This is a genomic window from Mucilaginibacter gotjawali, from assembly GCF_002355435.1.
Taxonomy (GTDB): domain Bacteria; phylum Bacteroidota; class Bacteroidia; order Sphingobacteriales; family Sphingobacteriaceae; genus Mucilaginibacter; species Mucilaginibacter gotjawali.
Genome location: NZ_AP017313.1, coordinates 3,551,756 through 3,575,564 on the forward strand (window position 1 = coordinate 3,551,756; position 23,809 = coordinate 3,575,564).

A 23,809-nucleotide genomic window follows, 5' to 3' on the forward strand; every position below is an offset into this window, starting at 1 on the left:
CCAATTTTATTTATTCGGGGTTAATAAATAGTGAGCGAAATCATAATTTATAGTGTCCCCAGTCATTGGGCGCAGTCCATTTATAAGATACTCTTGTATCATGAAACAGATAAATATTAAGCAAATCAATGATTTGCATAACGACGCCTTAAGGGGTCTGGAGTTTTACAAGCAGGAGCTCACTATTTTGCAGGAAAGGCTGGAGGAAATAGCAGCTGATAACACCGACGTTGAAGTTTTAGAGAAGGTTGATCATTTCCAAAACCAGTTTATTATTCATCAAAGGTATATCGACGACCTGATGCATGATATTCGTAAAAACCTTAAGCACATTGAGGAGGAGGTAGTTACTACGTCCGGTTTTTTGGTGAAAGTAACTTTACTGAAAATGAGTATTTGTATGAGCAGTTTGTTACCGAGGAAAAAATCTTCAATGAATTAAGGCATGAGTTTAACCGCTTTGCGGCAAAATGGATGTGATAAAACGAGATTAAAATTAATTTACAATGAACGCCGATACAAATGAAATGACTTTCGGGGATGATAAAGCAATTTATATCCAATCCCTCGGCGCTGCAGAAACCGTTACCGGTTCAAAGCATTTACTACGGACACCGGGTTTGACTATTATGGTGGATTGCGGCTTATACCAGGGAATAAAATCGGTACGTGAAAAGAACTGGCAGCCATTAACGGTGAAAGCTTCGGCTATTGATGCGCTAATTATAACACACGCCCATCTGGACCATTGCGGCTACATCCCCTTATTGATTAAAAACGGTTACAGGGGCAAAATTTACATGAGCGAACCAACCCGGGACCTGACGGAACTAATTTTACGCGACAGCGCCAAACTACAGGAAGAAGATGCGCGGAAAGCAAACGAACGCGGTTATACAAAACATGCTCCGGCACTACCCTTATATACGATTGCCGATGTGGAAGCTTCGCTTCGCTATTTTGTGCCTGTTGACGCTGAAAAAAATTACGTTTTAAATGACCGCGTCAATTTCAGATTTTCCGTTGCGGGGCATATCCCGGGAGCCTGCTCCTTATTGATCAATTGTTATGGCAGGAAAATTGTTTTCTCGGGAGATATCGGTCGCCCGCATTCTGAATTGCTTCCGGCGCCAGTTCATTCAGAATCAGCCGACTTCGTAGTGATGGAATCAACCTATGGCGACAGGCTGCATGACAAAGACGATCCGGCCGACGAACTGGCTTTCCTGATAAATGACACTATTTTCAGGCGGGGAAATATCCTTATCCCGACCTTTGCCGTCGGGCGGGCACAGGAAATCATGCACATGTTATACCGGTTAAAAAAACAAAAAAGAATCCCACCGGCTATTCCTGTTTTTTTGGACAGCCCTATGGCGGCATCGGCAAGCCGGGATTTGCTGCAATACCCGGATTGGATAACTATTCCTGAAAAGGAATGCGCTCAAATGTTCAGCGGCATTACCATTAACGAAGATTATACCGGTACAGAGAAGATTATCAAACAAAAAGGAAGCAAAATTATCCTGGCAGCAAGCGGAATGCTTACAGGCGGCCGGGTGCTCGAATATCTTAAACATTATATTACCGATTCAAAAAACACCATCCTGATCATTGGTTTCCAGGCTGAAGGAACGCGCGGCAGAGCCCTGTTAAATCAAACCCACGAAATAAAAATCCATGGCCATTATTATCCTTCGTTAGCACGTGTGGAAGAGATCGGTGGTTTATCGGCCCATGCCGACCAGGGAGAATTGATCGGCTGGCTGAAAAAATTCAAAATACTTCCTCCCAGAGTTTACCTGGTACACGGTGAACCATGCGCCCAGGAAGCGCTGAGGGTAAAAATTAAAGATGAACTGAACATAAAAGCAACCATATTGAAAGAAGGGAAAAAGGAATTTCTTTTTGCAGTGACAGATTCACCTTCACCACAAACAGCTGCGGTTTTAACCTGATAACGATGATACCTTAACTTAAACAAATGGATTTTCTTGTAAAAATGCGTGAATATTTTAACCAAACCGGGAGCATCGCCAGGTTTGCAGGTAATTTTTTTACCATCGGAATGAAACCGCGTTACGAGATAAAGGAGCTGCTTGCCCAATGTTATTTCATTGGGTATAACTCCCTCCCGTTGGTAGGACTTACCGGTTTTATAATGGGTTTGGTGCTCACCATGCAGTTAAGGCCGTCAATGGTGGTGTACGGTGTGGCCTCGCAGCTACCCATAATGGTGGGTGTTGCCATTATCAGGGAAATCGGACCAGTTATAACGGGATTAATCTTTGCAGGAAAGATAGGAAGCAGTATAGGTGCGGAACTGGGCTCAATGAAAGTAACCGAACAGATAGATGCTATGGAAGTGGCGGGTACCAATCCATTTAAATACCTTGTTGCCACAAGAGTAGTCGCCACCACTTTAATGCTGCCCATATTAACCATATTAGGTGATGCGATTGCTTTATTTGGGGCTTACGTGGGCGTAAATATCCGTTCGGTGACCAGCTTCCACCTCTTTTTTTCTGAAATATTTAATAGCCTTGTTTACGGTGACATTGTACCTGCGGTAGTTAAAACATTTTTCTTTGGTTTTGCAGTGGGCATCATCGGTTGCTATAAAGGCTATTTTTCAAACAAAGGTACCAGGGGGGTTGGCAGTTCAGCAAATTCTGCCGTGGTGCTGGCTTCTGTACTGATATTTATTATTGATTTGCTTGCAGTACAGATTACCGACTTATTAGGTTTAAATTGATGGATATGAAAACGGCAGTTAACACATCAAAAACCAGCAGTAAAAAGGAACCTGTAATCGTCATCGAAAATCTATGTAAAGCCTTCGGTGATAACGTGGTTTTGGATGATTTTAACTTAACCGTACATAAAGACGAAAATGTAGTTGTACTGGGGAAATCGGGTGCGGGCAAATCAGTACTGATAAAATGCATTATTGGTTTAATGAAACCCGACAGCGGAAGCATCCTGGTTTTTGGAGATAACGTTGCCGAATTGAACCATGAAGAGCTTGACCGGATAAGAACCAAAGTAGGGTTCCTGTTTCAAAGCAACGCGTTGTATGATTCAATGACCGTACGGGAGAATCTTGAATTTTCATTACGCAGGCACTGGATTGAAGTTACCCAGCATGATATTGATAATTTGGTAAAAGAGGCGCTTGAAAACGTAGGGTTACCGCATACCGCTGATATGATGCCGGCTGAGCTGTCGGGCGGAATGGCAAAGCGCATAGCGCTTGCCAGGACGATGATCCTGAAACCGGAAATTATTTTATATGATGAACCAACAACGGGGCTCGACCCTGTAACAGCAAGAGAGATTGACAAGCTGATTGTTAAGTTACAAAAGAAATATAAAGCATCCTCCATTATCATTTCGCATGATATGAATTGTGTTAAAAATACAGCAGACCGAGTGGTGTTACTTTTGGATGGCAAATGTTATACAGACGGCGCCTATGAGGAGCTTCTGGTGTCGGCTGATAAAAATGTAAAACAGTTTTTTGAATAATTAAAAATGGCAAACCAGGGAGAAAACAATGTTAAACTAGGCTTATTTGTATCAATAGGGTTATTGGTGCTCATATTTAGTTTCTATATGATCGGTAAAAACCGGAATCTGTTTGGCTCAAATTTTCAGCTGAAGGTTCGCTTTTCCAACACAAGCGGCTTAATTGAAGGCGATAATGTTTTATATGCAGGTATACAGGCCGGTACGGTAAAAAACATCGGGATTGTTAATGACTCCACCATCGAAGTGCTGTTAACCATGGATGATAAAATAAAACCTTTTATAAAGGAAAATGCGATTGCTTCCATAGGAACCGAAGGGTTAATGGGCGATAAAGTAGTCAATATCTCGCCTGCAAAAATACCCGGGCACGGAGTAAATAACGGCGATATACTGGCAACCCGAAAAGCGATCAATACGGATGAAATGCTGCAAACTTTGTCCAAATCAAACAGTAATATCGCCGCGATCTCAGAAGGGTTAAAGACGGCTGTTACAAAGCTCAATAATTCGGCTATATGGGAGTTACTTAATGATAAGGGCGTAGTAAATAATGCTAAAATCACCCTGCAAAATATAAGTAAAGCAAGTGCCAACGCCAACGAGATGACAAAAGGCCTTACCCAGTTGGTAACGCATATAAAGCAAGGGAAGGGAACTGCCGGCCTTTTGCTGGCTGATACCGGTATGGCCGGTAATTTAAAAGAAGCTATGGCCAGTATCCAATCAGCGGGTAATAATGCTAATAATTTAACTATCCGGCTTAATGATATGGTAAAAGACCTGAACGGCAACCTGACCAACGGCAACGGAACGCTGCATCTTTTACTGAAAGACACTACTCTTGCAAAAAACCTGAATATAAGTATGGAAAATGTAAAAAAAGGCACCGATGGTTTTAACCAGGATATGGAAGCCCTAAAACATAATTTTCTGTTGCGCGGGTATTTTAAAAACCTGGAAAAACAAAAAAGAAACAAAAACTCCAGGATAGCCTTAAGGCGAAAGAACTTTCTTTGAAATAATTTTTTTAAAATATCGCAAAATTCCAGCATACCGCACAATGATCTGATCAATAATGATACGTCTGAAAATCATCGTTATAGGGCATTTTTAACCGCTTTTTATTGTTATACAAAACAACTGTAAGTATGCTTAATATCAGATAGTTATGTGACGACAGTCATTTTAATTCACCCATGTAATGAGGACTTTTGAACTATCATATCATTAATCATTACCATTATGAAAACAGATTCAGAGATCCAGAAAAACGTGATGGATGAGCTCAAATGGGAGCCTATTCTTAACCCAAGCGAAATTGGCGTTGCTGTGCATAACGGGGTTGTAACCTTGAGCGGCTATGTTGACAATTACGCTAAAAAGATTGCTGCTGAAAATGCCGCCTGGCGGGTAAAAGGCGTACAGGCTGTAGCAGAAGAACTTGAAGTTCGTTTCCTGGCAGGTGAAAAGTTGCCCGACAACGAAATTGCCGAAAATATTGTAAGAACCTTAAAGTGGCACACTACTATCCCTGATGAACAAATCAGGGTGAAAGTTACCGAAGGCTGGGTTTACCTTGAAGGCGAAGTAGACTGGAACTTCCAAAAGGAAGCAGCATTTAATGCGATCCGTTTTCTTCAGGGGGTAAAAGGTGTTAGTAATCTTATTGTGGTAAAACCCAGGGTAAATACCAACGTGGTAAAAGACAATATCAGGAAAGCGCTCGAACGAAACGCGGACTTTGAAGCAAATAATATTAAAGTAGAAACCCTTGGCAACAAGGTGATCTTAAAAGGAAAAACCCGTTCGCGCGTTGAGAAGAACTCCGCCGAAAGGGCCGCCTGGTCGGCACCTGGCGTAATGGCAGTTGAGGATCTGCTGGTTATCGATTATAATTAACGATGCCTGCCCGGCCACTAATATCTGCCGGGGCTGTTTAAGCCCCGGCGGTAAATAACAAACCTAATAATTACTGAGTCATGAAAACTATACTTGTTCTTACCGATTTTTCGGAAAATGCGACACACGCCGCAGCTTCGGCGGTATTACTTGGAGCAAAACTCCATACCAACCTCCTTTTATTTCACAATTACCAGTCGTTACCGGTAACTCCATTTTATGCCGGCAGCGCAATGGTAGCCGAGGAACCTGAATGGTTTGCAGAGGAAAGCAAAAAACACCTGGCTGAGCTGGAGAAAACGCTCGACCCTGTATTAGCAACTGTGGATGAGGATGATATTAAACCTCATATCCATTCTGAAAGTTATGAGGGCAATTTGGTTGAAAATATCAAATTAATAAGCGGCAAAAAAGAGGTTGAATTAATTGTAATGGGATCAAGAACAAAGGATCCTATAGATCATTTCTTTTTCGGAAGCGAAACAACTTCGGTCATCCACCATGCTAAATGTCCGGTGTTGATCATTCCGCCAAAAAACGACCTGAGTAATTTAAATAAGATAGTTTTTGCGACAGATTTTGACAAGGCAGATTTTGGCGCCATCCAGTACCTGATTAAAATCGGAAAGCTGTTTGACACCGAAATAGAGGTGATTCACGTAGTTGAACCCGGCGATACAACTGCCGTAAAAACCGCCAAGGAAACATTGTTCCGCGAACATGTTGCCAAACTGAAATACCCTAAGATTACCTACCGGAAAATAATTGGAAAGGATGTCGTAAAAAGGCTGAACCGTCTTTGCAAAGAAACCGGCACAGGGCTCCTGGCTATGGTACACCAACATCATTATTTATTTGTAAGGATGCTGAAGCATAGTGTTACCAAAGAAATTATGATCGACCAGAATATACCTTTAATGGTTTTTCCTTCAATGTAATTGACAATCGGTTTTTAAATTTAAATGGCATGAAAAATCTAATTAAAGTATATTTCCTGCTATTGCTGGTTTACAGCCTGTCGGGCTGTTCAGGCTATCAATATTACGCTGTACAAAGTACCGGCGCCACTTTTGCTAAATACCACACTTTTGCGTGGTTGCCTTCAACGGATACAGCAAAAACAAACGGCTATACCGATATAACAGATGAGAAAATTAAAGAGGTTGCAACTGAAAACCTGGAAAGCCGGGGGCTGCTTTTAAAGGCCGGGCGCCCTGATCTTTTAGTGCGCTATTCAATAGCGATTAACAACAAGGTAAAGTATTATAATAACCCGGTATATATTTATAACGGAGGATATTACCCGGGCATAGCCCGGTACCGCCATGGCCGGTACTATTATTTTACTTACCGGCAACCACTCCCGGTATATGTAGGTTCAGAGATTGAACAGGTGCCTTATAAAGAAGGCACACTGATTATCGACCTCATCGACCGTAAAACCAGGCATGTGATCTGGCGGGGATATGGCAGGGGAGAAATCGAAAATCCTGAAAAAGCAATTCACGATATCCCGGAAGTTGTAGGGGGGATAATCAATAAACTGCCGCTTAAACCGGTGGAAAAATGATCGTCATTTCTAATAGGTAAATGGCCTGAATCACCATTTATTATTTAATCATTTTAGGCGTTAAAAAAAACTATTATCATGAAAAAAGCTATCGTTTGCCTGGTTTTTACATTTACCTTTTTTTCCCTGTACACAGTTGATGCACAGACTTTCACGCTTGGGTTGCGCGGAGGCATCAGCATCCCGAATTTAACTGCAGGAAGCAATAACCGTAACCCTTTAAATACCGGGTACAGTTCAAGGCTTGGCCCCGATTTTGGGTTGTTTGGAGAATTCAGATTGTCCAAACTTTTTTCGATACAGCCAATGCTGGAATATTCCTCGCAGGGCGGCAAAAAAAATGGACTCCAGGCAATTACCACCCCCGACGAACTTGCGCAAATGTTTCAGCCCGGCCCTGCGCCTGCTTACCTTTATGCTAATTACAAAAGTGAGGCAAAATTAAACTACCTGCTCATCCCCGTTCTGGCAAAATTTGGCTGGAATTTCAATAAATCACCTGTGCGGTTTTATGCTGATGCCGGGCCGTTTGCAGGCTTTTTACTTTCGGCACACCAGGTAACCAGCGGCCAGAGTGAGTTTTATACCGACCCGGCCGGAACCCAACCCCTGCCGGGCGGACCTCAGTCATTTAATGCTAACACCGACGTAAAAAGCAGCCTGCATACTTTTAACGTGGGGCTTGAGGCGAATATAGGCTTTAACTATCAACTGGGCCAAAGCAGCATATTTATTGAAGGTGGTGGCAATTTTGGCTTTATGAATATCCAAAAATATGCCAAAGACGGTAAAAACAACACCGGCGCGGCCGTAGCTACCATAGGTTACAGTTACCGGTTTGGAAAATGACCGACTGTTAAAGCCCGGTTGAGTTGAAGCAATTATGAAGATAAGCACCCGCAAAACGACTACTAACAGGTAAAAGATGAAACCCCCAAAAAAATAAAGCAGCTACCGGAACAGCCTGAACTTAGAGGAAAATGGCCCGGCATGTTTTGGATTTACCTGGTGATTTTAGCGCTGTTTTTTATTTTCCCGGGCATAAATTATTCGTCGCCCAATGAGACTACCTGGCAGCAATTTGAAAAGGATATGCTGAGCCGTAAAGCCGTGGAAAAATTAACGGTAATAAACAATGAGAAAGTTGATGTTTATATAAAAAAGGCGTTTGCAGCCGATAAATATTTTAAAAAAGTTTTTGATACCGGTAATCCCAAAGAAACAAGCAAGGGCCCCCATTACCGGTTCACTATCGGCTCGCCGGAAATATTTGAACGAAAGTTAGATGAAGCAGAGAAAAACTTCCCCGTGGCAGACAAAGTGCCGGTAACTTACATCAAAGAAACCAACTACATCGGGAATATCATGAGTTGGATTTTGCCTTTTTTGTTGATCAGTGGATTCCTGTATTTTTTGATGCGGAGATCTTCCACCCTGGGACAGGGCGAAGGATCAATTTTTAACTTTGGCAAAACCACTGCCACTTTATTTGGAAAAGAAAACAGCGCCGTTACCTTTAAGGATGTCGCAGGGCTTGAAGATGCCCAAATGGAAGTAAGGGAAATTGTAGACTTTCTTAAAAATCCCGGGGTATACACCCGGCTGGGTGCAAAAATACCCAAGGGTGCAATTTTAGTAGGGCCGCCCGGTACCGGTAAAACATTGCTGGCAAAAGCCGTAGCCGGTGAAGCCCGTGTGCCATTTTTCTCTATTTCAGGTTCTGAATTTGTTGAAATGTTTGTGGGTGTTGGCGCTTCGCGGGTGCGCGATTTATTTAAACGCGCCAAGGAAAAAGCGCCCTGCATTATTTTTATTGATGAAATAGATGCTATTGGCAGGTCGAGGGGAAAGGGCGCATTCCTAACCGGCTCGAACGACGAAAGAGAAAGCACGCTTAACCAACTACTTACAGAAATGGACGGCTTTGGCACCAATAACGGCGTTATTGTACTGGCCGCCTCCAACCGGGCTGATATACTTGACCCTGCTTTGCTTCGGCCCGGAAGGTTTGACCGTCATATTTACCTTGAGCTGCCCAACCTTACCGAAAGGGAAGCTATTTTTAAAGTGCACCTGCGGCCTATCATAACTGACACATCCGTTGATGTACATTTCCTGGCAACCCAAACACCCGGCTTTTCAGGTGCTGATATTGCTAATATCTGTAATGAATCAGCCTTGATAGCCGCCCGCAAAAAAGAAAACAAGGTTAATAAACAGGATTTTACCGATGCTATTGACAGGGTGGTTGCAGGTTCAGAGAAGAAAGGCAAGATCATATCTCCTGAAGAGAAAAAAACAATCGCCTACCATGAAGCCGGCCATGCCATTGTAAGCTGGTTTTTAAAAAGCGTGGATCCGTTGATAAAAGTTTCTATTATACCGCGCGGCAAATCATTAGGGGCCGCATGGTACCTGCCCGAGGAAAAGCAACTGATCAGGAAATCGGCATTTCATGAAAACTTATGCGCCGCGTTGGGCGGCAGGGCTGCCGAAGAGGTAATTTTTGGCGAAGTTTCTTCAGGCGCCCTGGATGACCTTGAAAAAGCAACAAAAGAAGCTTATACTATGGTAGCTTATTACGGGTTTAACCAAAAGATAGGAAACACCAGTTACTACGATTCAACCGGGCAACGCGACAGCAGTTTCCAAAAGCCATTCAGCGAGGAAACAGGCAGGCTTATTGATGAAGAGGTGCGGAAGCTGGTGGATGAGGCCTATGAAAAAACCAAAGAACTTTTAATCGAAAAAAAACAATTCCTGGTAAATATTGCCGAGCTGTTGCTTAAAAAAGAAGTGATCTATAAAGAGGATCTTGAGGGTATCTTAGGAAAACGTGAAGGCGGGTTACCGGTTTGGCCTTCAAAGAAGACCATAAAAAAAGAGGCAATAATAAGATGACAAAGACCTAAAAAGGCCTCAAATCAACCAGCAAAGTGATTTTTTGCGGGTGTACGATACTTAAAAAATCAATTAGCTTTATTTATCATTCGCGTTCTTTCCCAAATCAGCAAAACCTTCATTAAGCACGCAAGCCTTTGTTAATCAAGGCTTTAGTTCTTAATGCTTGCAAAAACTCCTTTGGAAATTAATTTACATTTAAAATCAAAGGAGGATGTACCATGTGTTTTTCAGCGGGGGCAAGTTTTGGGGCGGGTGCCGTGTTGGCGATCGTTGGGATAACGGCTGTTAAGCAATCATGCAATCCATCTCAGCTGCCGTTTGCCTTTATACCTTTAATATTTGCTGTACAACAGGTTACGGAAGGATTTGTATGGTTATCATTGTCGAATCCGGCCGATATATTTTTACTAAAACCAGCTACCTTTATATTTTTAACATTTGCTTACGTTGTTTGGCCGGCGTGGGTTCCCTTTTCCATTTTGTTGCTGGAGAAAAATCCAAAACGAAAAAACATATTATCTGCAATATTAGCCATCGGCCTGGTGGTATCCATATACCTGGCTCACCGTTTACTTACTCAACACATTCATGCCGGGATAAGTGGAATGCATATTGTATATGACCTGGGCACCCCTGGCTACTTGCTGCATTATTCGGCAATTTTATATTTCGCGGCAACGGTTTTACCGGGCTTTATTTCAGGCACTAACAAAATGTGGATTTTCGGTTCATCGATAGCGATCGCTTATTTTGTTACCCGGATCTTCTTCCAAAACTATGAATTATCGGTATGGTGTTTTTTTGCCGCCATCATCAGCTCGGTTGTTTTTACCGTTATCCTTGGCTTAAAACAGGCCTTTTTGCACGACATGGCTGCAGGGGTTGCGACAGCCGGATTCCATTCGCACCCATCAAGCTGAAATGAGCAAAACACTAAAAATAAGTGCTTTACATCATTTTTTTATTTAACATCTATGTTCATTTTTATATAATACCGCTAATTCTGTCAGATAGTAAAATTTCAATTCAACTATTTATAAACGATGCCAAACAACACTGATAATCGTCTTATCGCATTGGGCTACAATGTTGCAAGTCATTCCAGTGCTATGCTTGCTTATTGGGACAAGGACCTGATTTGCCGCTTTGCCAACGATGCCTACCTGGAATGGTTTGGTATCTCGCCTGATGAAATGATCGATAAAATATCGCTTAAAACCGTATTAGGGGCCTTATATGAACAAAACCTGTTGCACATAAAAGCGGCATTGGCCGGAAAGATGCAGATTTTTGAACGGCTGATACTCACTCCTTCAGGAATAACAAAAATTGCCAGGGCAACCTATATCCCTGATATCATTGATGGTGAAGTTAACGGGTTTTATGTGCAGGTTGCTGATGTAAGCCCGCTAAACAATCATAACACAGGCGTGGATACAAATATTGCGGAAAAGGTACCCGGCCCCGTTTATTTTACGGATCGGCTGCTCGGCGAGGTAGTCCAAACCTTACAATCGTGCATTCTGACTGAATTCCCCGGTATTGGTAAACTTGCCAAAAAGCATTTTATTTCTGAATCAAAACTTAAAAGAGATTTTAAGGAGAAATACGATACTACCATTTTTTCCTATTACCGCGGCCTGCAAATGGAACTGGCAGAAAAATACCTGGCAGAAAAGCGTTGTAATAAAAATCAAATGGCGATTTTGCTGAATTTTTCAAACCCGTCAAATTTTTCGGCTTGTTACAAAAAATACTTAAAGGAAAAATCAACACGGGAATTGATCGCTCATATTGAGAAAGAACATGACGAAAGATACCAGACATTTATAGAGCAGGCCCCCGTTGAAATAGCGATGCTGGACAATAATCTGGTATACCTGGCAGCATCGCGCAGGTGGATAGAAGTTCATAGATTACAAAATACAGACTTTATAGGTAAAAGCATTCTTGATATTTCGCCGGTCATCAAATTAAAGTTCCGGAATATATTAGCTGACTGTTTAAGAGGGCATACCTCTAAATGCGATGAAGCATATATTGAAAGATTGGATGGCTCGCATTTATGGCTGCGCTGGGAAGTAAAGCCCTGGTACAAAAGGAATAAATCAGTTGGCGGTTTGCTGATGTATACCGAAGATATAACCGCACTAAAGCTAAAAGAAGAAGAAGCCCGGTTATTTTCGCTGATACTTGAAAAGACAAGCGAAATATCAAGAATTGGCGCCTGGCAGCTAAATTTCAGAACCGACACCGCTATCTGGAGTAAAGTTGTCAAAGAAATACTGGAGGTTCCGGATGATTTTAATCCGCCGGAATTGGATGACGCGCTGAAATTTTTTAAAGAAGGTGCAAGCCGTGGCCTGATACAAAGTAAACTGCTTGACGCTATTGAAAACAAGGAACCTTTTGATGTCGTTGCCGAAATGATAACTGCTAAAGGCAGGCAGATACGGGGACGGGTAATTGGCTATCCTGATTTCATCGACTTGAAGTGCGAAAAAATCTCCGGTATTCTTCATGAAATAACGGATAAGGAACTGAACCTTGAAAATGAATAAACCCTTCTGAAAGCTGCTTTTATTTTTGCAGCCAATCATCATGATATTATTTCCGCCGGGAAGAAACAAAGCCGTTCAAAGGGCTTTATATCAATGCCGTTAACAGGTTTAATTTGACCCTTCACAGGTTACTTATTTATTTTTTGAAACCTAATTTTATGCTGTGTTACAGCTAATTGCATAATAATGTCATGAAAAATAACATATTGCTTGTAGAGGAAAATGATGAAATCAGGGCTAACATAACAAAATCCTTATCAATTGAGGGCTATGATGTAATTGAGGCGGACTGCGGCGCCAAGGCTGTATTGCTTACCTCCAGGGAATTACCCTCATTGATTGTTTGTGATGTTTTGATGCAGTGCATGGATGGGTACGCTGTGTTTTTATCCTTATTTACAACAATTTATTTTCACAAGATCCCTTTTATTTTTTTTACTGTGGATAGTAATACGAAATCAGCAGACGTACTCAGCATTGAGAATTATCCATCCAGGCGGTTTTTAGAACCCGGCTTGCTGAATTATGTAAAAAAGATTATTCCGGTTGACAATAGGATTGCCAGCTGAAGCATCGTTTATTAAAATCGTTTACAGGCGCTAATTGGCCTTAAACAGGTTACTGTTTTTTCATTCACTTCGTAAATTTATAATATAAAGGCCCTGCACTAGCTATGAAAAACATCCTTGTATACAACGACAATTCAGCAGCGGCTACTCATGCTGCCGAATTTGCGTTGTATATAGCGCAAAAGATGGGGGCCAATATTATCCTGGCTAATACCTTCAAAAAACACGAAGCCCTGTTGAAAAAGTAACCGCCGGAAATGGTGATAAAAACTATTATCCACCGCTTGAAGAAGCAACGTTGAATGCGCTCCTGCTCAGGAACCTCGCGATTGAATATAAAACGCATGTTGAAATAGTTGACTTTGGGAATACAGGAACCGATCTGGCTGATTTTATAAATAAAAATAACATCTGGTTAACAGTAAAGGGAAACGGAAATACAGCAACAGCTGATTGCCGGGTTCAGCCTGTTAATGCGCATTTGATACTAAATAAAGTGCAGTGCCCCCTATTACTTGTTCCGGAAAGCTGGCAGATAAAAACAATAGAACAGATAGCTTATATAGCCGATTTGCGTTATTGCCGGATCCATGTGGTGCGCTTCCTTGCCGAACTGGCCCGGCCCTGGCGGGCATTTTTGTCTATTGCCCAGCTTACTGCCAAAGGCCTGCCCGAAATGCAGGAAAATTATGCACGAAACATTTTTAACGGGGAAATTTGTCCGAATGTTAATTATAAACGGCTTCTTTTTGACCATATCAAAGAAAAAGACTTTGCTACCGTTGTTGATGTTCTGGTAAACGGAATGCATAACGATATCCTTGTTTTGGTTAACCATCATTTCCATTTAGAAGAGATTTTGGGCCCGCACAGCGGCGATAAACTGGCTGGCCATATTGGTATACCCTTGTTGATTTTTCCTTATTAAAACGCAATAAAATGGCCGTACGCATTACCTCCATAAAAAAAGAGAAGGGCCCACACGAGAACCCTTACCTGGCGATAAGGTTTTTTGCGTGGGAAAATGAACAGATTAATGTACCTGGCATTACCGACAGGGCCGGAATTTATGACTGGATAAAAGATAACCGGGGTGAGGCATATATAAAAGACAAAAACGGGGTTAAAAGATACTTGCTTGCCGCGGTGAGCCCATTGGGAAACAAATATGTAAAAACCGTGGCCGACGAAAGCGAGCCCGACCAATTGCTCGAACTGCCGGAATCTGCATAATAATACTGCTGCTTATGAAAAATGTGATTTTAAATTTCATGATTTTTGTGTTGCTTCCCGTTTTGCTTGCTATTTGTCGTTAAACGTTTCCCACAAGCAACAAAACGTCATATAAAAAAGCGGTATCAATACTAACTATAAAAGTTAAAAATAGCTAAACCTCCACAATTAATAGATCACAACCTTGGCCCGGTTTTAAGAAATTAAAACCGGGTTTTTTATCGGCCTGCACTTTGCAAAAATCCAACCGTTTGCAAAGAGCAACCAGCAGCACGCTGAACTTAATGGCGCACCCGCAATAACTTCAGCAGCTATAATTTGGCCCTGTACAGGTAAATTACCGGGGTATTGAATGTTAATTTAGTATAGTATTTCATACGCCATTAAACCACAAAGTTTTGATATTGCTGATTGAAGATAACAATGATATCCGCGAAAGCTTTGAAGAGCTTTTAGTATTGGAAGGATTTGCCGTTAAAACGGCCAGCAACGGCTTTGACGCTCTTAAAATGGTACAGAATTTCATCCCGAAGCTGGTTATTTGCGATATATTGATGCCCGGCATGGATGGCTATGACGTAATTACTGCGTTCAAAAAAAATGTGGTTACACGCAATATTCCTTTCATATTTTCAAGCTCAAAATCAGAAAGTGCAGATGCGGCAAAAGCCGAAAAACTGGGTGCCCGTTACTTTTTGGTAAAACCTTTCGGAGAACCGGAGCTGATGGCCTGCATTAACGATTGCCTGCAAAAATAATGCACTTCCTCTTACGGTAATTCCCTACCTTTAAAAAACTTCGGGATTAAGTGATAAATACCGCATGCAATTTTAAATATGACAATCATTTAAAACTTGTAGGAATATATTTTAAATTAATATGTAAATTTGGCTTTCGTCATAAAGCCTTTTTTATGATTTGGTTAAAAAACAATCTCAAATGACCGAACATAGCACCTTGTCACTTGAAAGCGAGGCCGGTTTCAGGGCTTTATTTGAATACGCCACTGTTGGCATCCTGGTGATCAGCGCCGACGGGCGCATTGAACTGGCCAATCCATGTATTGAAAAACTTTTCGGGTACAAAAATGCAGAGCTTATAGGGCAACTGGTAGAAGTGCTAATACCCGAGGCCTTCCGGCACAATCACGTGCATCACCGCGATGGCTATTTTAACACGCCAAAAGCAAGGCCGATGGGCTATGGCTTAAGCTTATATGCGAGAAAAAAAGATGGTTTTGAATTTCCTGTAGAAATCAGCCTGGGCCATTATCAATTGGATGACCAGCAAATGGCCGTGGCATTTGTAACAGATATTACGGAAAGTAAACGTTCGCAGGAAGAGTTGGAGGCCAGGGTAAAAGAACGCACGCTGGAACTTACGCAATCACTTGAACGTGAAAAAGAACTCAACGATATGAAAACCCGTTTTGTTTCGATGGCCTCGCATGAATTCAGGACTCCGTTAAGCGCCATACTTTCAAGCCTCTCACTAATTGACAGCTATTCTACGGAAGATCAGCAGGAAAAACGAAAAAAACATATCGAAAGGATCAAATCGTCGGTAAAAAACCTTACGGCTATTTTAAACGACTTTTTACTGCTTGATAAAGCAGAGCAGGGAAAGCTGGAAATAAACAAAGAATGGTTTGACCTGGCGGAATTTACGGGCGATATTATAGAGGAACTCAACGGAATACGTAAGACGGGCCAGCAAATCGAATTTCACCAAACCGGCGAAATGGAAATATTGCAGGATAAAAAAATCCTGAGGAACATATTCTTAAACCTGCTATCCAACGCCGTAAAATATTCACCGGAAGGTAAAACGATCCATTTTTCAATTGAAATCAAACAAAAAACCGTTTTTGTTGAAATAAAAGATGAAGGGATCGGGATTCCGGAGCAGGAACAGCAAAATTTATTCGGCAAATTTTACAGGGCCTCAAACGTTAATAACATACAGGGTACCGGCCTTGGTTTAAACATTGTAAAAAGATATGTTGAATTGTTGGATGGAACAATTACCTTTACCAGTAAACAAGGACTCGGCACTACCTTTATAGTTGAATTTCCGCAAAAATAAACCTTATGATAACCATATTAGTAATTGAAGACAATGACGATATCAGGGAAAACACCTGCGAATTGCTCGAACTGGAAGGTTATAAGGCAATTACTGCTATCGACGGTAATTCCGGAATAATTGTGGCTAAAGAGCAGTTGCCTGATATTATACTTTGCGATATCATGATGCCCGAAGCCAATGGTTATGAAGTATGCACAGCGTTGAAAGATGACCCTTTAACCGCGTCGATCCCTTTTATTTTTATTTCGGCCAGCGTTGAAAAAAAAGCCATTGACGTAGGCATCAGCCTCGGCGCTGTTGAATACATTCAAAAACCTTTTGACCCCCAGGAATTATTTGACGCCCTAAAGCGCTGCTTAAATATTGCATAAGTTTACAGCAGTAATGTTCGTTTAAAAACATTCCTTGCCTTTTTGTCAATAAAAAAAGCATTATCTTTTTTTCTGTAATGAACCTCCGGAGTTTCGTCGCCATAACCCAAAATAACCGCGAGATGAACCTGGTCACCCGCAGGTACTCTTAATTTATAGTAAACGTCTGTTTGTTCAACAAATTTGGCCAACCCAACGGGGCAACTGTCCAAACCCAGCGCCTTTGCTGCCAGCATCATGTTCTGGGCACACATACCAATATCAAGAGCCGCCCACTCGTCAATTATTGGAGCAGTAATAAAAACCACCACCGGCGCATCGTGGAATATAGGGTCCGTCCCTTTTAAAAGGCTGGCCCCGTGAAATGCATACAATGGGTTACCGGTTGTTTTCAAAAGATTATTTTCACCTGTCCTGATAAATTCCTTTGCGGCAACAGCGGTAATTTCTGAAGAAAAACTCCTGATTGTGTCTCTATTCGTTAAAATAATAAAACGCCAGGGCTGTTTATTAATAGCAGATGGCGCCATGCGCCCGGCATCAAGAATCCTTTCAATGGTAGCATCATCAACCGGCTTGTTCTTGTATTTCCTTACTGCCCTTCTACCATAAATCATTTTTAAGCCTTCCGTGGCCCGCACGTCTTCGCTAAGCACTGTTGTTTCCATTGGGTAGATTTTTTGAGATTAAAACATAGTTGATTTTCAATAACAAAGTAAGTGCATGGACCCGTTGTTTAAAATGACCAGCGTCAACTAAAAGGCTGATGCTTGTCATTCTGCCTCAGTTATATAGCGTTACTTTTGATCTGTTGAAATACCGTACTCGTTTCCGGCTGAGGCGATGGTTAAAATGAACCTGTTTTATCTCTTTATAAGAAAAATAAAATATCCTTCCGTATGCAGGTTGGGGATTTTATTTTTTTTGTTTTTTTACTTTAGCCCGCATACCCTGGTTGCGCAATATAATTTCAGGCGGCTCCCCTATCCCGACAGCATTCCAAAATATAATTACCGGGATACGGCTGTAAAAAAAAGGTTTGGTAGGGCAGTTTTGCTGTTATCAGCTACAGAAGTGTTGCCATGGACATTTGATAGATTTGTTACCGGCGCCGCCTGGTCAAAAATTTCTTTTAAAACAGTCGGAAGCAATACAAAACCCAGCAGCTGGTTTTGGGATAACGATGATTTTTTAACTAACCAATTTGGACATCCCTCACATGGGAGCATCTTTTTCAATTCTTTCCGGTCAAACGGTTATAGTTTTTGGCAGTCGGCTCCTGCAACATTTGCCGGCAGTTATATATGGGAAACTTTTGGCGAGAGCCAGGCCCCCTCTATCAATGACTTTATTAACACAGGCTTTGGAGGTTCGATACTGGGCGAATTCACGCATCGGTTTGCGAACAAAATAATAAACAACCACAGCCGGGGCTTAAAACGTCAGGCCAACGAAGTTTTGGCGCTGCTGATTAATCCCGCTAATGGACTTAACAGGATAATTGATGGTAAATGGGGCAAAGTCAGTGTCAACCCGGTTGAAAAGGATACGACTAAGGTTTATGTTGAATTTGACGCCGGCATGCGCCGGTTTTCGGTTAATAATCGCGATGGGAGTTTCAGCTGGTATGGCCGTTTTAAACTATTATATGGGTCGCCCTATGAAAATTACAGGTCTCCGTTCAGCTTCATCTCTATCAATACAGAATTTGGCAAGAGTATAAAGTCAAATGTAAATCTGATCAGTGTGTATGGCTCTTTAGCGGGATTCTGGGTACAATACACAGATCAAACGCAACAAATGGCGCTGCTTACCGCTAATTATGATTATATAAATAACGATGCTTTTTTTTACAGTTCAGAAAATATAAAGCTCAATTTATTTTCAAAGTTTAAGCTATCCCGCAAGATAAAATTAAACACAACATTTGGCACCGGCCCAATCATATTAGCTGCCATACCTGACCCTTACCTTAAGCTTGACAGGCATTATGATTATTGCTGGGGTGCCGGGCTTAACGCCGGCGCGATGATCAGTTTGAACGACAGGTTTTTTTATGGCATAAATTACAGGGGGGGATGGTTTAAAACCTATAGCGGCAACTCCTCAGACAATTTTTTACATACCGTTACCAGTGAACTTGGATTTAAGATCATCAAAGGATATTCCATATCTGCAGAACCCGGATATTTTGACCTGCTGGGTCATTATAAACACTATCCCGGTTACGACAAAACCTACCCCTATTTAAGGATTTCCGTCAGGTTTAATAAATTGCTTTAGTTTTACCCTATACATAAAAAACGTTACCGTCAACCATTTCGTGCTCCTTTGGATGTTCATCGCCATAGCCGAGGATTATGGCCAGTTGCACCATATCAGTGTCCGGGATATTCAGTAAATGATAATCGGGGGTTTTCATCACAAATTTTGCAAAACCAACAGGGCAGGTTTCCAGGCCGATGGACCTGGCAGCAAGCATCATATTCTGGGCACACATACCCACGTCCAGCCCCCCCACTCATCATCTTTGGGCGAAGTAATGAATATGACTACCGGCGCTCCATAAAACACATGATCACTTTTTGTAACCAGGTCTGCTATGGTTGAAAAATGAAAAAGACTGAGGCTTATTTTCACTACTTCTTTTAAACTAAGATCCTTTACCCCCTGCAAGGCTATGTGTGCTATTTCTTTGGAATAAGACCTGATCTTGTTTTTATCCGTAAGCACAAAAAATTTCCAGGGCTGCCGGTTCATTGCTGACGGCGCCATTTTCCCGGCCGCTATAATACGGCACACCAGGTCTTTTTCAACAGGCGTGTCTTTATATTTCCGTACTGCGCGCCTTTTATAAATGTTATTTATAACTTCATTCATCGTCTTATGTTATTGCTTGTAATTTATTTGCCCGGGTTGCATCCCGGTTTATTTTATTCTGTATTGCGCATTTATACCTGATGATGTGTGCTGCGTTGGATCACATGGGCTTGCCATCGCTGAAAATCATCTCAAAACGTGTTTCTTTTCCGGGCATACTGGAGAAAGACAACTTGCCGTTCATTAATTTAACATACCTTAAAACTATGTTCAAGCCTAATCCCGTTCCGGGAATGTTCCCGGTATTATTTACCCTGTAAAATGCCGTAAACAGGTTTTTTTGATCGTCTTCGGCAATGCCTATTCCGTTATCTTTAACACTAATAAAAATCCTATCGCCGGTGTACCTGGTTTCAAGCAATATGGTGGCCTGGTCGCCGGCATATTTGATTGAGTTGGAGATAAGGTTTACAATTGCATTGTGCACCAGGTGCTTATCCAGGTCAACGATAATACTTGTCTCCGAGGGGTTATATAATAGCTTCTGGTGGGGTTTTAAACTAAGCTCCATATCTTCAATAATGGATTCGCACAATTCTTTCAGGTCGAAATGCTCATTTTTCACCCTGACTTTACCGGTATTTAATTTTTCCAGCGATAAAAAGTCTTCCAAAATTGCCGTCAGGTTGTTTACTGCGGTTTTGATTTTATGGCTGTGTTTTAAAACACCGTCAGCATCATTATTCCTGGCGTATTTGTCAATTAATGACAATGAAAGCATCATTGAACTTAATGGCGTACGGAATTCATGCGAGGCAATGGAAACGAAATTGGTTTTTAGCTCGCTAATTTCTTTTTCCTGCTGGTAGGTCTTTACCCTGTTGTTGAATTCGCGCCAGATGAACCAGATCAAAAAGTAAACAATAATCAAAATCATTACTGTACCGCTTATAATAGCTATTTCAGTTCGTTCCCTGAGTTGCCTGTTTTCTGCTTCCCGTGTTACCAGCAGCTTTTGTTCGGCCTGTTTAATGGCGTTAATATCGGCAATGGCCACATCCATTTTTGCTTTTTCAAGAAAAACAATTTGTGCAGTTGACCTATCTTTCTGCGGCTTTAATAATAACTGGCCTGATTTCCAGTCCTGGGCGAGATTATTAAGATCGTTGGATAGGTTCGCTACTCTTTTAGTCTGCCCGGGGTTATCCTTAACCATATCAGCTAATATTTTGAGCTGAGCCTGCAGGTAGATGATGTTCGCATTATATTCCTTTAAAAAGCCGATCGATTTCGTGTTCACGTACCGGTTTCTGCTGAGCGAAATTTCGTTTAAAAGATCGCCTACCGTATCAACTTTATTATATACACTGTAAGCATGCTCAATCCATTTTTCCTTCTCACGCTGCCTGCCCGAATAATATAACGAAGAGGCACCCACAATCAGTACCAATAGAATAGCTGCAGTTCGGCCCACATAAACCATTATAGGAAAGGCTTTCTTGATTTCAGCCGGAGTTACAGGCGACAACTTGTTTTTTGCGGGTATTCCCATGACAGCCATTTGTTTTTATAAATATCCTCAATCCCCGCGCGGTACAGAATGATCAACATCACTAATAAACCTGATGATAAACAGGTACTTTTTTGTTAAACAGCAGAATGGCCATACCTATTTTTGCAAAATTGGGTTAATTAACTAATGCCAGCGGATCGACAATGTTATACAAAGCCATTTCGAGACGCTTATCCAGCCCGTAAATATCTTTGAATACCACCAGAGCGCCGTTTTGTACTTCGCAGGTTAAATAAGTTACGATTATCGGTATCGTCTTTTTTAAGATGAAATTTTGCGTTTTATACTGTCTTATTGCGTGGTGTACGTTGGTGATTAAATTTTCTGAACCGTCAAGTGCCAGGATCAGGCCCGCCAGCTTTTCGGCTTGCTCAACCCTTATGCAACCGTGACTAAAATCCCTTTCCTGTACCTTAAATAATTGTTGTTCGGGCGTATCGTGCAGGTAGATATCATACACATTCGGGAACCTGAAAACAATGAGGCCCATTGAATTATCGCAGCCTGCTGATTGCCGGGCAGTGTACCCGCCCGGATTGTTGCTGATCATTTCAAGGGCTTCCATCCCGGGCGAAATGTAATTTCCCTTTTCATCATATAATGAAATCTGGTTGCGCTCAAGGTATTCGTGATCTTTCAATGCTTTTGGCAATATCTCGGTTTCGAATATTTTTTTGGGCACCCTCCATTCCGGCGCAGTGGTGAAGTAACTAACCGCACTGTTTAGTGTCGGTGTTGGCCACGCAGGTTTGCCAACAATTACCTTAAATTCATAGGTGGTGTCGGGCTGGTGAAATTTGAGGGTGTACGATGGAATATTAATATGAATATAAGCGCTATCGGCTACGCCAGCCCAGCGCAGCCTTTCCATATTAGCAGCGATCCTTCTGACTGTTGAGTCAGGGATATCATAACAATCACCCTGATAAACACCTTCAAGCAGGTGCATCTGGTATTGCAGGTCGGCATAGGCTTTCACCTTCGGCTGAACGCTGATGACCGATTTCATAAAATCCTTCTGCGGCAGTGCGGTGGCCAGGAAGGCCCCGGCGTTAAAGCCACCCTCAATACCGTTATCTATTTTATCAGCCGTAAAGTCGGGGTTTAATTTACCGTAGTGCAAATGGTTCATAAAAGCGATCACGGCATCGGTTAACGTGATATCGTATTTTGCCTTTTCCACATCATTTACCGCAAGTGGTTTTTCCAGAATGTTGTGCAAAAGATCATAAGACAAATCTTTTGGATGATAATCGTCATGTGATAAACCGAACTGCAAAACGCAATCCAGCATCAGCATAGCCTCCCACGTTTGTTTCGGGCTTTTAGCCGCATCAACCCATACAGGTTGAAAGCCATTGTGCTGATAAAAGCGCAATACTGACTTCGGATACAACAGGTTTGACCAACTCTTACGCTCAAACCCACTTTTAATTTCAACTGAAATTGCGGTATCGGGTTTAAGTGCGGCTAAACCCCGGCCATTCACTTCTTTTTCAGCTGAAGCCAGGTTGCAAAAGACAAAAAGTCCAACAACAAAAAATACAAGCAAAAAACAAATTTTGCGGCTTCCGCTAATTTGAATTATTGATTTGGCATGTGTTTCCATGGCTTAATTATTAATTATACAAATTTCATCATTAGCCAACTATTTGATAATGATTACAGTCACATAATACCCTGATTAAAAACACCTTTAGGCTTCCCCAAACAAAAAAAGCGCCTTAAAAAAAGCGCCTCTCTAACTATAGACTTATATATATTTGGTTTGACTAATGTTCAGCAATAAGTTTGTTTTGGTGGGATATACCGCTAATAAGCGTAAAAATTTCCTTTTTTGTATTGCGGTAATCGGCCATAAGCTTGGTTACCATCCCTTCCAACCTTACCTGATTGGAAGCTAAATTATCAGCGTCCTCGGGGATGATGTCTTCGGCCATTAACTCAAGGTGTTTTAACTGATCAAGCAGTAATTTGTCTGCCACGGTTTCTTCCTTTTCAAGGTTGTATAATCTCATACCGGCATGGGTAAGTTCAGCAATATGAGCCTGGTTACATAAAGGGATAAAATGGTCTTCTAACAAACGGTGCAAAAATGCAGTTTCAATCCTGAAGAATTCAAGATCAGAAGCCCAATGCCTGTCAATTACATAATATTGTAATGAACGGGAAGAAATATTAGCTGCAGATTCCATGATGTGTGGTATAAAATACTCCGGCAGCAAATTGCCGGAGTATTGGATTATCAACTAAATTAATCAACTTTCACTTCTTTTTTGGCAACTAAATTTTTCCCTGATTTCTTCAGTTCAATATTCAGCAGGCCATCGCGATATTTGGCAACAATATCGTCTTCAACTACATTTTCAGGCAAAGTAAATGTCCTGATAAATGAAGAGCATGAAAATTCCCTCCGGGTATATTTTTCTTTTTCTTCATTTTTTTCTGTAGCTGTTTCCGCACTGATGGTTAACAACCCATTTTCAGTGGTAACCTTAAAATCTTCTTTTTTAAAACCAGGAGCTGCTACCTCCAGTTCATAATTGTTTTTAGTTTCCCGAATGTTTACGGCTGGCAAAGTTTCGCCATTAAAAAATGGCTGATTGAAAAACTTGTCGGTGTTCCAGAAATCTTCCATCATTGATCCTAATGATGGAAAACGATTTGTTTTTACAAGATTTGACATAGGA

Annotated in this window: 27 protein-coding genes; 20 read left to right on the forward strand and 7 right to left on the reverse strand. The window is 41.6% G+C overall.

Annotated elements, in window-relative coordinates:
- The first annotated feature begins 100 nt into the window (after positions 1-100).
- From MgSA37_RS15725 to MgSA37_RS15810, 19 genes are all read left to right on the forward strand, one after another.
- On the forward strand, positions 101-442 hold the full coding sequence (locus MgSA37_RS15725) for a hypothetical protein (RefSeq protein WP_096353224.1): 342 nt from the start codon (positions 101-103) through the stop codon (positions 440-442).
- A gap of 64 nt (positions 443-506) precedes the next feature.
- Entirely contained in the window at positions 507-1,958 is a 1,452-nt protein-coding gene (locus MgSA37_RS15730) for an MBL fold metallo-hydrolase RNA specificity domain-containing protein (RefSeq protein WP_197706005.1), read from the forward strand.
- Positions 1,959-1,984: 26 nt separating this feature from the next.
- The gene (locus MgSA37_RS15735; RefSeq protein ID WP_096353225.1) at positions 1,985-2,755 is read left to right on the forward strand and encodes an MlaE family ABC transporter permease; all 771 of its coding nucleotides are present in this window, start codon (positions 1,985-1,987) and stop codon (positions 2,753-2,755) included.
- A complete protein-coding gene (locus tag MgSA37_RS15740; RefSeq protein WP_197706006.1) occupies positions 2,755-3,528 on the forward strand; it encodes an ABC transporter ATP-binding protein in 774 nt (257 codons plus the stop codon). Before MgSA37_RS15735 ends, MgSA37_RS15740 begins: the two co-directional genes overlap by 1 nt.
- A gap of 6 nt (positions 3,529-3,534) precedes the next feature.
- Positions 3,535-4,548, forward strand: a complete 1,014-nt coding sequence (locus MgSA37_RS15745) for an MlaD family protein (protein ID WP_096353227.1) — start codon at positions 3,535-3,537, stop codon at positions 4,546-4,548.
- 225 nt (positions 4,549-4,773) lie between these two features.
- Positions 4,774-5,430 (forward strand): BON domain-containing protein, encoded by a 657-nt coding sequence (locus MgSA37_RS15750; protein ID WP_096353228.1) that lies wholly within the window; start codon positions 4,774-4,776, stop codon positions 5,428-5,430.
- An 80-nt stretch (positions 5,431-5,510) separates the two neighbouring features.
- Positions 5,511-6,368 (forward strand): universal stress protein, encoded by an 858-nt coding sequence (locus MgSA37_RS15755; protein WP_096353230.1) that lies wholly within the window; start codon positions 5,511-5,513, stop codon positions 6,366-6,368.
- A 29-nt stretch (positions 6,369-6,397) separates the two neighbouring features.
- A complete protein-coding gene (locus MgSA37_RS15760) occupies positions 6,398-7,000 on the forward strand; it encodes a DUF4136 domain-containing protein (protein WP_096353231.1) in 603 nt (200 codons plus the stop codon).
- A 78-nt stretch (positions 7,001-7,078) separates the two neighbouring features.
- Complete coding sequence (locus MgSA37_RS15765) at positions 7,079-7,849, forward strand: porin family protein (RefSeq protein WP_096353233.1); 771 nt, start codon at positions 7,079-7,081, stop codon at positions 7,847-7,849.
- 141 nt (positions 7,850-7,990) lie between these two features.
- A complete protein-coding gene (gene ftsH, locus MgSA37_RS15770) occupies positions 7,991-9,901 on the forward strand; it encodes an ATP-dependent zinc metalloprotease FtsH (protein ID WP_096353234.1) in 1,911 nt (636 codons plus the stop codon).
- A gap of 221 nt (positions 9,902-10,122) precedes the next feature.
- Positions 10,123-10,824, forward strand: a complete 702-nt coding sequence (locus tag MgSA37_RS15775) for a DUF6629 family protein (RefSeq protein ID WP_096353236.1) — start codon at positions 10,123-10,125, stop codon at positions 10,822-10,824.
- A gap of 123 nt (positions 10,825-10,947) precedes the next feature.
- The gene (locus tag MgSA37_RS15780; protein WP_096353237.1) at positions 10,948-12,465 is read left to right on the forward strand and encodes a PAS domain-containing protein; all 1,518 of its coding nucleotides are present in this window, start codon (positions 10,948-10,950) and stop codon (positions 12,463-12,465) included.
- Positions 12,466-12,656: 191 nt separating this feature from the next.
- Positions 12,657-13,034 carry a response regulator gene (locus MgSA37_RS15785; RefSeq protein ID WP_096353239.1) on the forward strand — a complete coding sequence of 126 codons (378 nt, stop codon included), beginning with the start codon at positions 12,657-12,659 and terminating at the stop codon, positions 13,032-13,034.
- A 104-nt stretch (positions 13,035-13,138) separates the two neighbouring features.
- The gene (locus MgSA37_RS28270; protein WP_157750589.1) at positions 13,139-13,282 is read left to right on the forward strand and encodes a hypothetical protein; all 144 of its coding nucleotides are present in this window, start codon (positions 13,139-13,141) and stop codon (positions 13,280-13,282) included.
- Between the two features lie 50 nt (positions 13,283-13,332).
- Positions 13,333-13,962: a hypothetical protein gene (locus MgSA37_RS15790; protein WP_096353241.1), complete on the forward strand. Its 630-nt coding sequence runs from the start codon at positions 13,333-13,335 to the stop codon at positions 13,960-13,962.
- A gap of 11 nt (positions 13,963-13,973) precedes the next feature.
- Positions 13,974-14,267 (forward strand): DUF3892 domain-containing protein, encoded by a 294-nt coding sequence (locus tag MgSA37_RS15795; RefSeq protein WP_096353242.1) that lies wholly within the window; start codon positions 13,974-13,976, stop codon positions 14,265-14,267.
- Positions 14,268-14,665: 398 nt separating this feature from the next.
- On the forward strand, positions 14,666-15,025 hold the full coding sequence (locus MgSA37_RS15800; RefSeq protein ID WP_157750590.1) for a response regulator: 360 nt from the start codon (positions 14,666-14,668) through the stop codon (positions 15,023-15,025).
- Between the two features lie 181 nt (positions 15,026-15,206).
- Positions 15,207-16,352 (forward strand): PAS domain-containing sensor histidine kinase, encoded by a 1,146-nt coding sequence (locus MgSA37_RS15805; protein ID WP_096353246.1) that lies wholly within the window; start codon positions 15,207-15,209, stop codon positions 16,350-16,352.
- 5 nt (positions 16,353-16,357) lie between these two features.
- The gene (locus tag MgSA37_RS15810; protein ID WP_096353247.1) at positions 16,358-16,726 is read left to right on the forward strand and encodes a response regulator transcription factor; all 369 of its coding nucleotides are present in this window, start codon (positions 16,358-16,360) and stop codon (positions 16,724-16,726) included.
- 2 nt (positions 16,727-16,728) lie between these two features.
- Here the strand turns inward: MgSA37_RS15810 and MgSA37_RS15815 are convergent, their stop codons facing one another.
- The gene (locus MgSA37_RS15815; RefSeq protein ID WP_096353249.1) at positions 16,729-17,394 is read right to left on the reverse strand and encodes a nitroreductase; all 666 of its coding nucleotides are present in this window, start codon (positions 17,392-17,394) and stop codon (positions 16,729-16,731) included.
- Positions 17,395-17,650: 256 nt separating this feature from the next.
- Between MgSA37_RS15815 and MgSA37_RS15820 the strand changes: the two genes are divergently transcribed.
- A complete protein-coding gene (locus MgSA37_RS15820; protein ID WP_157750591.1) occupies positions 17,651-19,009 on the forward strand; it encodes a DUF3943 domain-containing protein in 1,359 nt (452 codons plus the stop codon).
- Between the two features lie 7 nt (positions 19,010-19,016).
- Here the strand turns inward: MgSA37_RS15820 and MgSA37_RS29410 are convergent, their stop codons facing one another.
- The 6 genes from MgSA37_RS29410 to MgSA37_RS15850 form a co-directional block, all read right to left on the reverse strand.
- On the reverse strand, positions 19,017-19,211 hold the full coding sequence (locus MgSA37_RS29410; protein ID WP_157750592.1) for a nitroreductase family protein: 195 nt from the start codon (positions 19,209-19,211) through the stop codon (positions 19,017-19,019).
- Positions 19,208-19,606, reverse strand: a complete 399-nt coding sequence (locus tag MgSA37_RS15830; RefSeq protein ID WP_096353253.1) for a nitroreductase family protein — start codon at positions 19,604-19,606, stop codon at positions 19,208-19,210. The genes MgSA37_RS29410 and MgSA37_RS15830 overlap by 4 nt, the downstream gene beginning before the upstream one ends.
- 100 nt (positions 19,607-19,706) lie before the next feature.
- On the reverse strand, positions 19,707-21,098 hold the full coding sequence (locus tag MgSA37_RS15835; RefSeq protein WP_172885330.1) for a sensor histidine kinase: 1,392 nt from the start codon (positions 21,096-21,098) through the stop codon (positions 19,707-19,709).
- A gap of 136 nt (positions 21,099-21,234) precedes the next feature.
- Positions 21,235-22,728 (reverse strand): L,D-transpeptidase scaffold domain-containing protein, encoded by a 1,494-nt coding sequence (locus MgSA37_RS15840; protein ID WP_096353256.1) that lies wholly within the window; start codon positions 22,726-22,728, stop codon positions 21,235-21,237.
- 163 nt (positions 22,729-22,891) lie between these two features.
- Complete coding sequence (locus MgSA37_RS15845; protein WP_096353258.1) at positions 22,892-23,314, reverse strand: hypothetical protein; 423 nt, start codon at positions 23,312-23,314, stop codon at positions 22,892-22,894.
- A 59-nt stretch (positions 23,315-23,373) separates the two neighbouring features.
- On the reverse strand, positions 23,374-23,805 hold the full coding sequence (locus MgSA37_RS15850) for an Hsp20/alpha crystallin family protein (RefSeq protein ID WP_096353259.1): 432 nt from the start codon (positions 23,803-23,805) through the stop codon (positions 23,374-23,376).
- Positions 23,806-23,809: the final 4 nt, after the last annotated feature.

What these genes read in the sequence shown, in the direction of transcription:
- MgSA37_RS15725 (WP_096353224.1), top strand. Translation starts at nt 101, where the DNA reads ATGAAACAGATAAATATTAAGCAAATCAATGATTTGCATAACGACGCC.
- MgSA37_RS15730 (WP_197706005.1), top strand. Translation starts at nt 507, where the DNA reads ATGAACGCCGATACAAATGAAATGACTTTCGGGGATGATAAAGCAATT.
- MgSA37_RS15735 (WP_096353225.1), top strand. Translation starts at nt 1,985, where the DNA reads ATGGATTTTCTTGTAAAAATGCGTGAATATTTTAACCAAACCGGGAGC.
- MgSA37_RS15740 (WP_197706006.1), top strand. Translation starts at nt 2,755, where the DNA reads ATGGATATGAAAACGGCAGTTAACACATCAAAAACCAGCAGTAAAAAG.
- MgSA37_RS15745 (WP_096353227.1), top strand. Translation starts at nt 3,535, where the DNA reads ATGGCAAACCAGGGAGAAAACAATGTTAAACTAGGCTTATTTGTATCA.
- MgSA37_RS15750 (WP_096353228.1), top strand. Translation starts at nt 4,774, where the DNA reads ATGAAAACAGATTCAGAGATCCAGAAAAACGTGATGGATGAGCTCAAA.
- MgSA37_RS15755 (WP_096353230.1), top strand. Translation starts at nt 5,511, where the DNA reads ATGAAAACTATACTTGTTCTTACCGATTTTTCGGAAAATGCGACACAC.
- MgSA37_RS15760 (WP_096353231.1), top strand. Translation starts at nt 6,398, where the DNA reads ATGAAAAATCTAATTAAAGTATATTTCCTGCTATTGCTGGTTTACAGC.
- MgSA37_RS15765 (WP_096353233.1), top strand. Translation starts at nt 7,079, where the DNA reads ATGAAAAAAGCTATCGTTTGCCTGGTTTTTACATTTACCTTTTTTTCC.
- ftsH (WP_096353234.1), top strand. Translation starts at nt 7,991, where the DNA reads ATGTTTTGGATTTACCTGGTGATTTTAGCGCTGTTTTTTATTTTCCCG.
- MgSA37_RS15775 (WP_096353236.1), top strand. Translation starts at nt 10,123, where the DNA reads ATGTGTTTTTCAGCGGGGGCAAGTTTTGGGGCGGGTGCCGTGTTGGCG.
- MgSA37_RS15780 (WP_096353237.1), top strand. Translation starts at nt 10,948, where the DNA reads ATGCCAAACAACACTGATAATCGTCTTATCGCATTGGGCTACAATGTT.
- MgSA37_RS15785 (WP_096353239.1), top strand. Translation starts at nt 12,657, where the DNA reads ATGAAAAATAACATATTGCTTGTAGAGGAAAATGATGAAATCAGGGCT.
- MgSA37_RS28270 (WP_157750589.1), top strand. Translation starts at nt 13,139, where the DNA reads ATGAAAAACATCCTTGTATACAACGACAATTCAGCAGCGGCTACTCAT.
- MgSA37_RS15795 (WP_096353242.1), top strand. Translation starts at nt 13,974, where the DNA reads ATGGCCGTACGCATTACCTCCATAAAAAAAGAGAAGGGCCCACACGAG.
- MgSA37_RS15805 (WP_096353246.1), top strand. Translation starts at nt 15,207, where the DNA reads ATGACCGAACATAGCACCTTGTCACTTGAAAGCGAGGCCGGTTTCAGG.
- MgSA37_RS15810 (WP_096353247.1), top strand. Translation starts at nt 16,358, where the DNA reads ATGATAACCATATTAGTAATTGAAGACAATGACGATATCAGGGAAAAC.
- MgSA37_RS15815 (WP_096353249.1), bottom strand. Translation starts at nt 17,394, where the DNA reads ATGGAAACAACAGTGCTTAGCGAAGACGTGCGGGCCACGGAAGGCTTA.
- MgSA37_RS29410 (WP_157750592.1), bottom strand. Translation starts at nt 19,211, where the DNA reads ATGATGCTTGCTGCCAGGTCCATCGGCCTGGAAACCTGCCCTGTTGGT.
- MgSA37_RS15830 (WP_096353253.1), bottom strand. Translation starts at nt 19,606, where the DNA reads ATGAATGAAGTTATAAATAACATTTATAAAAGGCGCGCAGTACGGAAA.
- MgSA37_RS15835 (WP_172885330.1), bottom strand. Translation starts at nt 21,098, where the DNA reads ATGGGAATACCCGCAAAAAACAAGTTGTCGCCTGTAACTCCGGCTGAA.
- MgSA37_RS15840 (WP_096353256.1), bottom strand. Translation starts at nt 22,728, where the DNA reads ATGGAAACACATGCCAAATCAATAATTCAAATTAGCGGAAGCCGCAAA.
- MgSA37_RS15845 (WP_096353258.1), bottom strand. Translation starts at nt 23,314, where the DNA reads ATGGAATCTGCAGCTAATATTTCTTCCCGTTCATTACAATATTATGTA.
- MgSA37_RS15850 (WP_096353259.1), bottom strand. Translation starts at nt 23,805, where the DNA reads ATGTCAAATCTTGTAAAAACAAATCGTTTTCCATCATTAGGATCAATG.